This is a genomic window from Xanthomonas translucens pv. undulosa (genome assembly GCF_017301775.1).
Classification (GTDB): Bacteria; Pseudomonadota; Gammaproteobacteria; order Xanthomonadales; family Xanthomonadaceae; genus Xanthomonas_A; species Xanthomonas_A translucens.
On record NZ_CP063993.1, the window covers coordinates 832470 to 844565 of the forward strand.

Annotated in this window: 14 protein-coding genes and 1 tRNA gene; 3 read left to right on the forward strand and 12 right to left on the reverse strand. The window is 67.5% G+C overall.

Annotation, left to right across the window (positions count from 1 at the left end; translation table 11 throughout):
* Window positions 1–64: 64 nt before the first annotated feature.
* The 7 genes from ISN38_RS03355 to tpiA all read right to left on the reverse strand — a co-directional run bounded on the left by ISN38_RS03355 (window position 65) and on the right by tpiA (window position 4552).
* Complete coding sequence (locus ISN38_RS03355) at window positions 65–1372, reverse strand: NADH-quinone oxidoreductase subunit D (RefSeq protein WP_003467424.1); 1308 nt, start codon at window positions 1370–1372, stop codon at window positions 65–67.
* Entirely contained in the window at window positions 1369–2118 is a 750-nt protein-coding gene (locus ISN38_RS03360; RefSeq protein ID WP_003467426.1) for an NADH-quinone oxidoreductase subunit C, read from the reverse strand. Before ISN38_RS03360 ends, ISN38_RS03355 begins: the two co-directional genes overlap by 4 nt.
* A 34-nt stretch (window positions 2119–2152) precedes the next feature.
* Complete coding sequence (locus ISN38_RS03365; protein ID WP_003467428.1) at window positions 2153–2707, reverse strand: NuoB/complex I 20 kDa subunit family protein; 555 nt, start codon at window positions 2705–2707, stop codon at window positions 2153–2155.
* Entirely contained in the window at window positions 2698–3054 is a 357-nt protein-coding gene (locus ISN38_RS03370) for an NADH-quinone oxidoreductase subunit A (RefSeq protein WP_003467430.1), read from the reverse strand. The genes ISN38_RS03365 and ISN38_RS03370 overlap by 10 nt, the downstream gene beginning before the upstream one ends.
* Window positions 3055–3161: 107 nt before the next feature.
* Window positions 3162–3246 (reverse strand) — tRNA-Leu (locus tag ISN38_RS03375).
* 48 nt (window positions 3247–3294) lie between these two features.
* A complete protein-coding gene (gene secG, locus ISN38_RS03380) occupies window positions 3295–3732 on the reverse strand; it encodes a preprotein translocase subunit SecG (protein WP_003467436.1) in 438 nt (145 codons plus the stop codon).
* A gap of 64 nt (window positions 3733–3796) precedes the next feature.
* Window positions 3797–4552: a triose-phosphate isomerase gene (gene tpiA, locus ISN38_RS03385; RefSeq protein WP_003467438.1), complete on the reverse strand. Its 756-nt coding sequence runs from the start codon at window positions 4550–4552 to the stop codon at window positions 3797–3799.
* A gap of 126 nt (window positions 4553–4678) precedes the next feature.
* On the opposite strand from tpiA, the gene ISN38_RS03390 reads away from it, so the two are divergent.
* From ISN38_RS03390 to ISN38_RS03400, 3 genes are all read left to right on the forward strand, one after another.
* Window positions 4679–5479: an SDR family NAD(P)-dependent oxidoreductase gene (locus ISN38_RS03390; protein ID WP_003467448.1), complete on the forward strand. Its 801-nt coding sequence runs from the start codon at window positions 4679–4681 to the stop codon at window positions 5477–5479.
* Window positions 5480–5802: 323 nt separating this feature from the next.
* Window positions 5803–5970: a twin-arginine translocation signal domain-containing protein gene (locus tag ISN38_RS20770; RefSeq protein ID WP_080627642.1), complete on the forward strand. Its 168-nt coding sequence runs from the start codon at window positions 5803–5805 to the stop codon at window positions 5968–5970.
* A gap of 20 nt (window positions 5971–5990) precedes the next feature.
* Window positions 5991–6581: a DJ-1/PfpI family protein gene (locus ISN38_RS03400; protein WP_230839070.1), complete on the forward strand. Its 591-nt coding sequence runs from the start codon at window positions 5991–5993 to the stop codon at window positions 6579–6581.
* Between the two features lie 427 nt (window positions 6582–7008).
* Here ISN38_RS03400 and ISN38_RS03405 read toward each other — a convergent pair whose 3' ends face one another.
* The 5 genes from ISN38_RS03405 to ISN38_RS03425 all read right to left on the reverse strand — a co-directional run bounded on the left by ISN38_RS03405 (window position 7009) and on the right by ISN38_RS03425 (window position 12091).
* Window positions 7009–7962, reverse strand: coding sequence for an isopenicillin N synthase family dioxygenase (locus ISN38_RS03405; protein WP_058361410.1), 954 nt, complete (start codon window positions 7960–7962; stop codon window positions 7009–7011).
* Window positions 7963–8076: 114 nt separating this feature from the next.
* On the reverse strand, window positions 8077–9426 hold the full coding sequence (glmM, locus tag ISN38_RS03410) for a phosphoglucosamine mutase (protein WP_047324753.1): 1350 nt from the start codon (window positions 9424–9426) through the stop codon (window positions 8077–8079).
* A 124-nt stretch (window positions 9427–9550) separates the two neighbouring features.
* Complete coding sequence (accD, locus tag ISN38_RS03415; RefSeq protein WP_003467454.1) at window positions 9551–10441, reverse strand: acetyl-CoA carboxylase, carboxyltransferase subunit beta; 891 nt, start codon at window positions 10439–10441, stop codon at window positions 9551–9553.
* A gap of 343 nt (window positions 10442–10784) precedes the next feature.
* Window positions 10785–11600, reverse strand: a complete 816-nt coding sequence (gene trpA / locus ISN38_RS03420) for a tryptophan synthase subunit alpha (protein WP_003467455.1) — start codon at window positions 11598–11600, stop codon at window positions 10785–10787.
* Entirely contained in the window at window positions 11597–12091 is a 495-nt protein-coding gene (locus ISN38_RS03425) for a hypothetical protein (protein WP_038237201.1), read from the reverse strand. Before ISN38_RS03425 ends, trpA begins: the two co-directional genes overlap by 4 nt.
* Window positions 12092–12096: the final 5 nt, after the last annotated feature.

Below are 12096 nucleotides of genomic sequence, written 5' to 3' on the forward strand. Positions count from 1 at the left end.
ACAAAAAGGAAACCTGCAGGCCGGCTTTTGCCGAGTCGCGAGTCCCGAGTCCCAAGTCCCGGCCTCATCGGTCGACCTCGCCAAACACCAGATCATAGGTACCAATCATCGCCACCACGTCGGCCAGCATGTGGCCGCGCACGATCGCGTCCATCGACGACAGATGGGCGAAGCCCGGTGCGCGCAGGTGCACGCGGAACGGCTTGTTGGCGCCATCGGAGGCCAGGTAGCAGCCGAACTCACCCTTCGGCGCCTCGACCGCGCAATAGGTCTCGCCGGCCGGCACGCAATAGCCTTCGCTGAACAGCTTGAAGTGATGGATCAGCGCTTCCATGTCGTCCTTCATTTCCGCGCGCTTGGGCGGGGCGACCTTGAAGTTCTCGACCATCACCGGGCCGGGATTGGCCCGCAGCCACTTCACGCACTGCCGGATGATGCGGTTGGATTCGCGCATCTCGGCCACGCGCACCAGATAGCGGTCGTAGCAGTCGCCGTTGGTGCCGACCGGGATGTCGAAATCCACCGCGTCGTACTTGGCGTACGGCTGCTTCTTTCGCAGATCCCACTCGATGCCCGAGCCGCGCAGCATCACCCCGGTCATGCTCCAGCCATAGGCCTGTTCCGGCGTGACCACGCCGATGCCCACGGTGCGCTGCTTCCAGATGCGGTTGTCGGTGAGCAGGGTCTCGTACTCGTCGACCCGGCCCGGGAAGGTATTGGTGAAGTCTTCCAGGAAGTCGAGCATCGAGCCTTCGCGCGCGGCGTTCAGCCGCTTCAGCGCATTGCCCTTGTGCCAGCGCGATTCCTTGTACTTGGGCATGCGGTCCGGCAGGTCGCGGTAGACGCCGCCGGGCCGGTAGTAGGTCGCGTGCATGCGCGCGCCGGAGACCGCCTCGTAGCAGTCCATCAGCTCCTCGCGCTCGCGGAACGCGTACAGCATCACCGCCATCGCGCCCAGATCCAGGCCGTTGGAGCCGACCCACATCAGGTGGTTCAGGATGCGGGTGATCTCGTCGAACATGGTGCGGATGTACTGCGCGCGCTCCGGCGCCTCGATCCCCATCAGGGTCTCGATCGCGCGCACGTAGGCGTGCTCGTTGCACATCATCGACACGTAGTCGAGCCGGTCCATGTAGCCGATCGACTGGTTGAACGGCTTGGACTCGGCCAGCTTCTCGGTGCCACGGTGCAACAGGCCGATATGCGGATCGGCGCGGACCACGGTCTCGCCATCCATTTCCAGGATCAGGCGCAGCACGCCATGCGCGGCCGGATGCTGCGGACCGAAGTTCATGGTGTAGTTGCGGATCTCCTGCTTGCTCTCGGCAGGATTGCTGGCGAAGGCGTCGTGCGCCTGCTGGTACTCGCTCACTTGGCGGGCTCCTTGAATGCTTCGCCCGCGGCGGTCTGGTAGCGCGCATCGTCGCGGATCACGCGCGGCACGCCGACGCGCGGCTCGACCGAGGTCACCGGCTCGTAGACCACGCGCTGCTTCTCTTCGTCGTAGCGCACTTCGACGTTGCCGATCAGCGGGAAATCCTTGCGGAAGGGATGGCCGACGAAGCCGTAGTCGGTGAGGATGCGGCGCAGGTCCGGGTGGCCGGCGAAGACCACGCCGAACAGGTCGAACGCCTCGCGCTCGAACCAGTTCGCGCCCGGCCAGATGTCGGTGACCGAGGCCACCACCGGCAGGTCTTCGTTCGGCGCATAACAGCGCACGCGCAGGCGCTGGTTGTGGCGATAGGAGATCAGCTGCGCGAGCACCGCATAGCGCTGCAGCGGCACCGGCAACGGCTGGATGTCGCCGGCGGTCTCGCCGCTGGGGAATTCGCCCCAGCCGAAACGGCCCATGCCCTTGCCTTCGACGCCGCGGCTGAAGCCCTGCGACGACACGTCGGCGGTATCCCACTCGTCGCTGCCGTAGCCCAGGTAGTCCACGCCGCACAGGTCGGACAATTGCTCGAAACCGAATTCGTCGCGCAGCGCCAGACAGGTGGCGTGCCACGCGTCGGCCGGCACTTCCAGCGTGACTTCGCCACGCGGGAGGACCACGAACACCTGGCTGCCGGGAAAACGGGCGCCGAGTCGGTCGCTAAAGGAAGATGCTTGCTCTGCCATGGGGGCTTGGCGTGCTTTTAAGAAGTAAGAGGGATCAGCGCGCGATGGTCTGGGTTCGCCAGATCTTCTTCTGCAGCTGCAAGATGCCGTAGACCAGCGCTTCGGCGGTCGGCGGGCAGCCCGGGACGTAGATGTCCACCGGCACGATGCGGTCGCAGCCGCGCACCACCGAGTACGAGTAATGGTAGTAGCCGCCGCCGTTGGCGCAGCTGCCCATCGAAATCACCCACTTCGGGTCGGGCATCTGGTCGTAGACCTTGCGCAGCGCCGGGGCCATCTTGTTGACCAGGGTGCCGGCGACGATCATCACGTCGGACTGGCGCGGCGACGGGCGGAACACCACGCCATAGCGGTCCAGGTCCAGGCGCGCAGCGCCGGCGTGCATCATTTCCACCGCGCAGCAGGCCAGGCCGAAGGTCATCGGCCACATCGAGCCGGTGCGCGCCCAGTTCAGCAGCGCATCGACGCTGGTGGTCACGTAGCCCTTCTCGAGCAACGGGTTCTCGCCTTCGGGACGCAGGATGTCGTCGACCCGCCCTTCCGGGATCGGGTTGGTCATCAGGCGATCCAGGGTCTGAATCACTCCCATTCCAGCGCTCCCTTCTTCCACACGTAGATAAAACCGAGGAACAGCATGCCGACGAACAGGCCCATGGTGACCAGGGAGCGAGCGCCCAGGTCCATGAACACCTGCGTCCACGGCACGATGAAGATGATTTCCAGATCGAAGACGATGAACTGGATCGCGATCAGGTAGTAGCGCACGTCGAACTTCATGCGCGCGTCCTCGAAGGCCTCGAAGCCGCACTCGTACGGCGAGAGCTTCTTCGCGTCCGGACGCCGGGGACCGAGGAACCGCCCCACCAGCATCAGCGCGACGCCGATTGCGGTGGCCACGATCAAAAACAGCAGGGTCGGCAAATATTCGGCCAGCACTCGCAATTCTCTCTTGCCTGTGCCCGCGCGCGTGAGGCGCAGGCATGGGGTAGACGATCTTCCGGCAAGGGATGTGATGCTCTTGCCTAGAAACCGTAGCCAAACAATGGTGCCCAAGAGGGGACTCGAACCCCTACGACCTAAGTCGCTACCACCTCAAGGTAGTGCGTCTACCAATTCCGCCACCTGGGCTTGCGTATCGCGCGCGGCATCCCGCCACGCAGCATATTGTAACCGTCTTCAGTGTTTCTGCGACGGGGCAGGCGACTTTTGTTGTGCATTTTCCGGCGCCTGCTGTGCGGGCACGGCAGCGGCAGGCGCGGCGGCAGCCGGCGCGGTCGCGGCCGGCGCCTGCGGGATCTGCAGCTCGCCAGCCGGCGCCGGAGTCGCCGGGGTCGCGGCCTGCGACATCACGCCGAGGTTGGCGTCGGCGGCCGGGCGCGCACTGTGGCCGGCATACCAGGCCATGAACAGGCTGATGCCGAAGAACACCACCGCCAGCCATTTGGTCGACTTGGACAGGAAATTGGACGCGCCGCGCGATCCGAACACGGTGCCGGACGCGCCCGCGCCGAACCCCGAACCCGCCGCCGCGCCGGAACCGCGCTGCATCAGGATCAGCGCGATCATCGCGATCGCCACCAGCACATAGACCACATTGAGGATGACCATCAGCATTTCGAAATCCGTCCGGACAGTACGACTGAAGTAGCGAGCGGCCGCCAGCGCGGCGACCGTTCGGTTAACGGGAGGCCGCCGCTCGCGCGATGGCCAGGAAGTCCTCGGCGACCAACGAAGCGCCGCCGACCAGCCCGCCATCGACATCCGGCTGTGCGAACAGCTCGGCGGCGTTGTCGGGCTTGACGCTGCCCCCATACAGGAGCGGTAGCGAATCGGCGATTCTAGCATCGTGGGCGGCGATTTCGCCACGGATGAAGGCGTGCACCGCCTGCGCCTGGGCCGGACTGGCGGTACGCCCGGTGCCGATCGCCCACACCGGCTCGTAGGCGACCACGGCCTTGGCGAAGCCCGGCGCACCGGCCAGCGCCAGCACCGGCGCCAGCTGCGCGGCGATGACCGATTCAGTCTGGCCGGCCTCGCGCTGCTCCAGGGTCTCGCCCACGCACAGGATCGGGATCAGCCCGGCATGCAGCGCCGCGGCGAACTTGCGTGCGACCAGCTCGCTGCTCTCGGCATGGTACTGGCGCCGCTCCGAATGCCCGACCAGGCCGTACTCGGCGCCGACATCGACCAGCATCGTCGCCGACACCTCGCCGGTGTAGGCGCCCTGCTCGTTGCTGCTCACGTCCTGCGCGCCGAAGCGCAAGGCATGGCCCTCGAAATCCTCGATCAGGTCGCCCAGGTACGGCAGCGGCGGCAGGATCACCACCTCCACGCCCTCGGCGGGCAGGCCCGCGGCCACCTCCTGCACCAGCGCGGTGGCGAACTGGCGGTTGCCGTGCAGCTTCCAGTTTCCGGCTACGATCTTGCGGCGCATCGGCGCGCTCCCGGGCGAAAAGTGCCGAAAGGATAGCCGATGCGCGGTGAGGACCCGCTACCGCCGTCCCACGCGGCCGCGCCCGCACCGCCCTGCCCGCCCACTGCTGCCCATCGCGAGACCGCCATGCCCCACGCTTCCGGCCATGCCCTGATCACCGGAGCCTCCAGCGGCATCGGCCGCGAGATCGCCCGCGAATACGCCCGCCGCGGCGTGCCGCTGATCCTCAGCGCGCGGCGCGAGGCGCTGCTGCAGGCGCTGGCCGAGGAATTGCGCGCGCAGGTGCCGGTGCAGATCGTGGTCGCCGACCTGGCCGACCCGGCCGCGCCCGCCGCGCTGGTGGCCGAACTGGAACGGCGCGGCCTGGCGGTGCGGATCCTGGTCAACAACGCCGGCTACGGCGTGCCGGGGCGCTTTCGCGACCGCGACTGGGCCACCCACGTCGCGTTCCTGCAGGTGATGGTCGGCGCGGTCTGCGAACTGACCTGGCGCCTGCTGCCGGCACTGCGCGCCAGCGGCCACGGCCGCATCCTCAACGTCGCCTCGTTCGCCGCACTGGTGCCCGGCGCCGACGGACACACCCTGTACGCGGCGGCGAAGAGCTTCATGCTGCGCTTCAGCGAATCGCTGGCGCTGGAGAACGCCGACCGCGGCGTCAACGTCTGCGCACTATGCCCGGGCTTCACCTGGTCCGAATTCCACGACGTGACCGGCACCCGCGAACAGATGGACGAGCTGCCGCGCTGGGCCTGGCTGCAGACCGCCGCGGTGGCCCGCGCCGGCATCGACGGCGCCGAACACGGCCGGGTGCGGGTGGTACCGGGCGCGGTCTATCGCGCGCTGCTGGGCCTGGTCGCGCTCCTGCCGAACGCGCTGCTGCTGCGGCTGATGCGGCGCGGCTCGCACCGGATCAGGCCGTTGCAGTGAGCGCACCCAAGCGAATGCGGACTGACCTCGGCATCGGCCGAGCGACTGGATCGACCACGAACATGCTGACCGGCACTGCCGCAGCCGACAGAACCGCAGTCCCGGCGGCGCGTTCAACGGTTCCTGCGCAGGCGCGCTGGTCAGACGCGCTTTGTGGCGCTATGCAAGATGGACCGTTTTACGCCAGAGGCGTCACTGGAGGGATTCGCGCAGAGGGTGACCATTTGCCGGCGCTCCTGCGCGAGCGGCCTGACCTACACCGCAGCACGCAACTGATCCAATACCATTGAGCTCCAACACTTGTTGAAAACGAGGAAAGCCTTGTGATTGATAACCTAAATCGCCGTGATTTTCTCGCGCTCGCCGCCGCCTTGAGCGCGGCAGGCGCATTCACCATGACGGTCGCCGCTCAGGACAAGCACGCTGGCCACATGATGCCCCCCCCCCTGATGCACCACGTATTACGATATTGGTCCACCCGCGCATGGTGATGCTTGACCTTATCGGGCCCATGACCATCTTCAACGTACTGGGTACGCACATTGATCTCGTCTGGAAGGAAAAAATACCAATTTCCACCGAGCTCGGGCTGTCAATCACACCAAGCAAGACGTTCGCAGAAGCTGACGAGGCGCCGGATGTCCTCTTCATACCCGGTGGATTGATGGGAACGATTGACTGCATGAACGATCCGCAGGTGATGGATTTCCTTCGCGGAAGAGGAGAAAAAGCCAAGTGGGTGACCGCCATCTGTACCGGCACCCTCACTCTCGCCGCTACCTGGCGTCTGAAAGGCTATGACGCAACGTCGAACTGGGTGCATGCCGACTTGCTGCCGCTAATGGGCGCACGGCATGTGCACAAGCGGGTCGTTACCGACCGCAACCGAATGACGGGAGCGGGCGTGACCGCAGGTCTCGATTTCGGCCTGTCCCTGGCCGCAAATCTACGCGGCGAGGAAGAAGCACGACGCGTTCAGCTCATTCTCGAATATGCACCAGAGCCGCCGTTCGACGGCGGCACGCAGGAAAAGGAGCCTAACAGGCTGCTGAAATACCAATTTGGACCTAACAAACCCACACCGGTGAGCCGTCTCTTGTGAGTTCTGCGTCCTCTGCTGACATCGGACGCCTCAGATTCCACGCAGAAGCCCCAAAACGGGGTATCTCAAGACGACAGTCATAGGTCTTGTGGAGTTTTTCAGCAGCCTGCTAAGCAAGCTGCGGTGCTTCGCGCTCGAACGCCGAAAATGCGCCGTCAGATAGAATTGGCCGCTCAAGCGGCAGGAAAGCGGCTGGGCATTTGATGACACGCGGCGCTGTCCCTGACCCCGGTGGTCCGCAGGGGCAGACGAAGCCGAGGCACAGCTTCGCGCACCCGACTCGAAAGGCAACTCATGCTTACCCTCATCTCTCAGGCGAGAGAAGAGCTTGGCCGCAAGCGCAGTAGCATCCGCGTCGCCGGGTTGGGGGCGCAGCGGCTTGGTTAGGTAAACGCGCTTTCCAAAGCCGAATGGCTGGTCATCCCGACTATTTCAGCTTGATCTCACGCAACCGCTCCTCCAGATACCCCTGCGCGGTGATCGGCTCGGGATAGCGGCTGGGGTTGTCGGCGCTGATGCACGAGGGCAGCACGTCGATGACGAAATCCGGGTTCGGGTGCAGGAAGAACGGCACCGAGTAGCGCGGCTGCCGCGCCTGTTCGCCCGGCGGGTTGACCACGCGGTGGGTGGTCGAGGGATACACGTGGTTGGTCAGGCGCTGCAGCATGTCGCCGATGTTGACCACGATGGTGTCGGCGTCGGAGGTGAACGGTACCCACTCGCCCCACTTGGATTTCACTTCCAGGCCGGCGGCGCTGGCACCGACCAGCAGGGTGATCAGGTTGATGTCCTCGTGCGCGCCGGCGCGCACGTTGGGGGGTTGCTCGCCAGAAGCGGCATCGACGATGATCGGCGGGTAGTGGATCGGGCGCAGGATCGCGTTGCCTGACTCGGTCTTGTCGGCGAAGTAGTGCTCGGGCAGGCCGATATGCAGCGCCAGCGCCGCCAGCACGCGCGCGCCGAGCTGGTCCAGCGCCTGATACAGGCCGTAGCCGTACTCGCGGAAGCCCGGCACTTCGCTCGGCCACAGGTTCGGCGGCATCAGGTCGCGATACTTGGAATCGTCGCCAATCTCGCGGCCGATATGCCAGAACTCCTTCAGGTCGAAATGCCTGGAATCCTTGGCGGTTTCCACGCCGAACGCGGTATAGCCCCGCGCGCCGCCGCTGCCGGGCACGTGGTACTTGCGCTTGACCTCCTCGGGCAACGCGAAGAACGCCTTGAACACATCGTAGGCCGCATCGATCTGCGCCTGCGCGATGCCGTGGTTGCGGATGCCGGCGAAGCCCCACTCGCGGTAGGCCGCGCCCAGTTCCGCGACGAAGGCGTCGCGATGCGTGTCGAAACGGGTGATGTCCAGGGTCGGGATGTGCGCAGCCATGGCGGGAACCATCGTCGTGAAAGGAAGAAACGCCGCGATCAGATCAGCAGGCGGTACAGCAGGTAGAAGGTGGCCGCCTTGGCGATGACCACCACGATGCCGATGGCGATCGACTCACGCCGCGTCACGGACCGCCCCGGCGAGTTTTTCCAGGGTGGCCTGCATCAGCGCGGCGTCGTCGGCCTCGACCGTGACCCGCAGCACCGGCTCGGTACCGGACGGACGCAGGAAGGCGCGCCCGCGCCCCTGCACCGCCGCCTGCGCCGCGGCCAGCGCGGCCTGCACGCTGGCCGCCTCGGCCGGGCGCGCGCCTTGCTGCAGGCGCACGTTGACGGTCTGCTGCGGCACCTTGCGCAGACTCTGCAGCGCCTGGCGCAGGCTCTGCCGCGAGCGCTTGAGCACCTCCAGCACCTGCAGCGCGCTGACGATGGCGTCGCCGGTGGTGGCGCGGTCCAGGCACAGCATGTGCCCGGAGGTCTCGCCACCGAGCACGCCGCCATGCTCGACCAGCGCCTGGTGCACATAGCGGTCGCCGACCTTGACCCGCAGGAACGGCAGCTGCAGCGCGGCCAGGGCCTGTTCCAGCCCGTAGTTGGTCATCAGCGTGCCGACCACCGGCCCGCGCAGGCGGCCGCTGGCCTGCCAGCCGCAGGCCAGCACGTACAGCAGGTCGTCGCCGTCGACCGGGTTGCCCTGGTCGTCGGCCATCAGCACGCGGTCGCCGTCGCCGTCGAAGGCGATGCCCAGCTGCGCGCCATGCTGGCGCACGTTGCTGGCGAGGTTGTCGATGTGCATCGAGCCGACCCCGGCGTTGATGTTGAGTCCGTCTGGCGCGGCGCCGATCGCGATCACCTCCGCGCCCAGCTCGCGGAACAGCAGCGGCGCAATGTGGTAGGTCGCGCCGTGCGCGCAGTCCAGCACCACCTTCAGCCCGCGCAGGTCGAAGCCGCGCGGCACGCTGGCCTTGCAGAACTCGATGTAGCGGCCGATCGCGTCGCGCGCGCGCATCGCCTTGCCCAGGCGCTCGGATTCCACCGTGGCGAACGGCGCGTCGAGCGCGGCTTCGATCGCGCTCTCGGTGGCGTCGTCGAGCTTCTCGCCCTCGGCGGAGAAGAACTTGATGCCGTTGTCGTAGTGCGGATTGTGCGAGGCGCTGATCACGATGCCGGCGTCGGCGCCGAGCGTACGGGTCAGGAACGCGACCGCCGGGGTCGGCATCGGCCCGAGCAGTTGCACATCGGCCCCGGCGGCGACCAGCCCGGCCTCCAGCGCCGATTCGAACATGTAGCCGGAAATGCGCGTGTCCTTGCCGATCACCACCGTCGGCCGTGTAGTGCCTTCGGCGCCGGCGCCGAGCACGCGGCCCAGCGCATTGCCCAGGCGCATCACGAAATCGGCGGAAATCGCGCCCTGCCCGACCCGGCCGCGGATGCCATCGGTGCCGAAATATTTGCGCGCGCTCATGGCGTCGGGACTCGGGACTCGTGGTTCGGTGCAACGGATGTGTTGCGTGGCAAGCGTGTATTTTTCGGGATCCCTGGGTGTCTGTGGCTTTGACCGAGTCCCGAGTCCCGAGTCCCGACAGAAATCACGCCACCACCTCGGTCTTCGCTGGCGCCGGTTGGCGCATCATCATCGCCAGAAGCTCGGACAGGCGGTCGCGCAGTTCGCGGCGGTCGCAGATCTGGTCGATGGCGCCGTGCTCGAGCAGGAACTCCGAGCGCTGGAAGCCTTCCGGCAGGGTCTCGCGCACGGTCTGCTCGATCACCCGCGGGCCGGCGAAGCCGATCAGCGCGTGCGGCTCGGCGATGTTGATGTCGCCGAGCATGGCGAAGCTGGCCGAAACGCCGCCGGTGGTGGGATGGGTCAGCACCGACACGTACGGCAGGCCGGCCTCGCGCAGGCGCCCGAGCGCGGCCGAGGTCTTGGCCATCTGCATCAGCGACAACAGGCCTTCCTGCATGCGCGCGCCGCCGCTGGCGGAGAAGCACACGAACGGCGCGCCGATCTGCAGCGCGGTCTCCGCGGCCAGCGCGAAACGCTCGCCGACCACCGAGCCCATCGAGCCGCCCATGAAGGCGAAATCGAACGAGGCGGCGACCAGCGGCTGCGCCTTGAGCAGGCCCTGCATCGCGATCAGCGCATCGTACTCGCCGGTGCTCTTCTGCGAGATCTTGATGCGTTCGCTGTACTTCTTCTGGTCCTTGAACTTCAGCGCGTCGGTCGGACCCAGGCGCGCACCGATCTCGGTCGGCGTGGTGTCCGGGTCGAACAGCGAAGCCAGGCGCGCACGCGCGCGGATCGCCATGTGGTGGCCGCACTTCGGGCAAACCTCCAGGTTCTCCTCCAGTTCCGGCCGGTACAGCACGGCGCTGCAGTTGGGGCATTTCTCCCACAGGCCTTCGGGAACGCTGCGCTTCTTGCTGGGCGTGCTATCGGTACGGATGCCGGAGGGCATCAATTTGCTGAGCCAACTCATGCGGAATGACGATCCAGTTGCGCGGCCCACCGGGCCGCCAAGGGGCGACAGTCTAGCGTGATGCTAGATATCGCGCCGCAACGCAGCCCAACCGGCGATCGCGCAACGTGTCTCGCCGCAGCGCAGCAATTGCGCTCCCGTTGCCGACGCGCAACCGCATCGCGCAGCAAGCGCAGCCGATGCTTGCCCTGTGCCAGTGGCACAGCGGCGGATGCGCAGGCCCAGGCGAAGCCGCGCGCGCCGATGCCCTCAGGTCAGACCAGCGTCCTGCGGCCACGCCGCTGCGGCGCGCGCGTGCGGCGCATTGCCGCCGCACGGCGCCAGGCGCCGACGGGCAGCGCCCTCATCCCTGGTCCAGCGCCTGCCGCAGCGGCGCCAGGAAGGCCAGCGCGCGTTCGCGCACCGCCTCCGGGGTGGTCGCCTCGGCCAGCGCCGCGACCAGCGCGCTGCCGACCACCACGCCGTCGGCGTCCACCGCCATGGCCCTGGCGCTGGCGGCGTCCTTGATCCCGAACCCGGCCACCACTGGCACCGTGGAGCGCGCGCGCAGCTGGCGCAGGCGGTCGCCGGCGGCGCGGGTGTCGAGGTGGTCGGCGCCGGTGACGCCGGCGAAGCTGACGTAGTACAGGTAACCGCGCGCCGTATCGCACAACAGGCCGATGCGGGCGTCGCTGGTGGTCGGCGAGGCCAGCACGATCAGGTCCAGGCCGGCGGCAGTGAAGATCGCCAGGGTTTCGGCCGATTCTTCCGGCGGCAGATCGACCAGCAGCACGCCGTCCACGCCGGCGGCCACCGCCTCTTCGGCAAAGCGCGCGGTGCCGTGGATCTCGACCGGGTTGAGGTAGCCCATCAGCACCAGCGGCGTGGTCGCGTCGTCGCGGCGGAACGCGCTGACCGTTTCCAGCACATAGGCCAGGCCGGCGCCGCGCGCCAGCGCACGCTCGGAGCTGCGCTGGATGGTGGGGCCGTCGGCCATCGGGTCGGAGAACGCTACGCCCAGCTCGATCACGTCGGCGCCGGCCTCGACCAGCGCGTGCATCGCCGGCACGGTGGCCTGCAGCGACGGATCGCCGGCGGTGACGAACGGGATCAGCGCCTTGCGCCCGGCCTGGCGCAGCGCGTCGAAGCGTGCGGCGATACGGTTCGGGGCGCGGCTCATGCGCAGCCCTCCACCCGTTGCACGGCGTCCCGGCTTCCCCAGTACATCGATGTCACCTTGCCTTCTCCGGTTTCGTAGCGCACTGCGAGTGCGCGGTTCGGGTCGCGCCAGGTCAAATAATGGTCGCCGGGACCGCCGTAATGGTGAGGCTCGAGGCTGTAACCGACCGGCAAGTGCGCGCGCACGGTGGCTTCACTGTCGCCGATGCGGACGCCGAACGGGCCGACCGGGCCGGCGTCGGTAACGTCGAAGCGGGCGACGCGGCCGTCCTCCACCATCATCGCCACGCCAGCGGGCAGCAAGCCGGCGTGCACGTAGTCGCAGCGCTCGATCGGGCCGCCGTTGTCGCGCTGCCAGGCCGCGCGCGGCGCCAGGTCGGCAAAGCGCTGGCCGACGCGCACCGCGCCGGCGCTGTCCAGCCCCGGCAGCGATGCCGCGGCCGCCAGCGCCGCGGCGCACAGCAGCGCGCCGCCACCGCACAGCCTGCGCATGCCGC

Bases quoted from the DNA above. Each gene is read 5' to 3' on its own strand.
- ISN38_RS03360 (WP_003467426.1), bottom strand. From the start codon at position 2,118: ATGGCAGAGCAAGCATCTTCCTTTAGCGACCGACTCGGCGCCCGTTTT.
- ISN38_RS03365 (WP_003467428.1), bottom strand. From the start codon at position 2,707: ATGGGAGTGATTCAGACCCTGGATCGCCTGATGACCAACCCGATCCCG.
- secG (WP_003467436.1), bottom strand. From the start codon at position 3,732: ATGCTGATGGTCATCCTCAATGTGGTCTATGTGCTGGTGGCGATCGCG.
- tpiA (WP_003467438.1), bottom strand. From the start codon at position 4,552: ATGCGCCGCAAGATCGTAGCCGGAAACTGGAAGCTGCACGGCAACCGC.
- ISN38_RS03390 (WP_003467448.1), top strand. From the start codon at position 4,679: ATGCCCCACGCTTCCGGCCATGCCCTGATCACCGGAGCCTCCAGCGGC.
- ISN38_RS03400 (WP_230839070.1), top strand. From the start codon at position 5,991: ATGACCATCTTCAACGTACTGGGTACGCACATTGATCTCGTCTGGAAG.
- ISN38_RS03405 (WP_058361410.1), bottom strand. From the start codon at position 7,962: ATGGCTGCGCACATCCCGACCCTGGACATCACCCGTTTCGACACGCAT.
- glmM (WP_047324753.1), bottom strand. From the start codon at position 9,426: ATGAGCGCGCGCAAATATTTCGGCACCGATGGCATCCGCGGCCGGGTC.
- accD (WP_003467454.1), bottom strand. From the start codon at position 10,441: ATGAGTTGGCTCAGCAAATTGATGCCCTCCGGCATCCGTACCGATAGC.
- trpA (WP_003467455.1), bottom strand. From the start codon at position 11,600: ATGAGCCGCGCCCCGAACCGTATCGCCGCACGCTTCGACGCGCTGCGC.
- ISN38_RS03425 (WP_038237201.1), bottom strand. From the start codon at position 12,091: ATGCGCAGGCTGTGCGGTGGCGGCGCGCTGCTGTGCGCCGCGGCGCTG.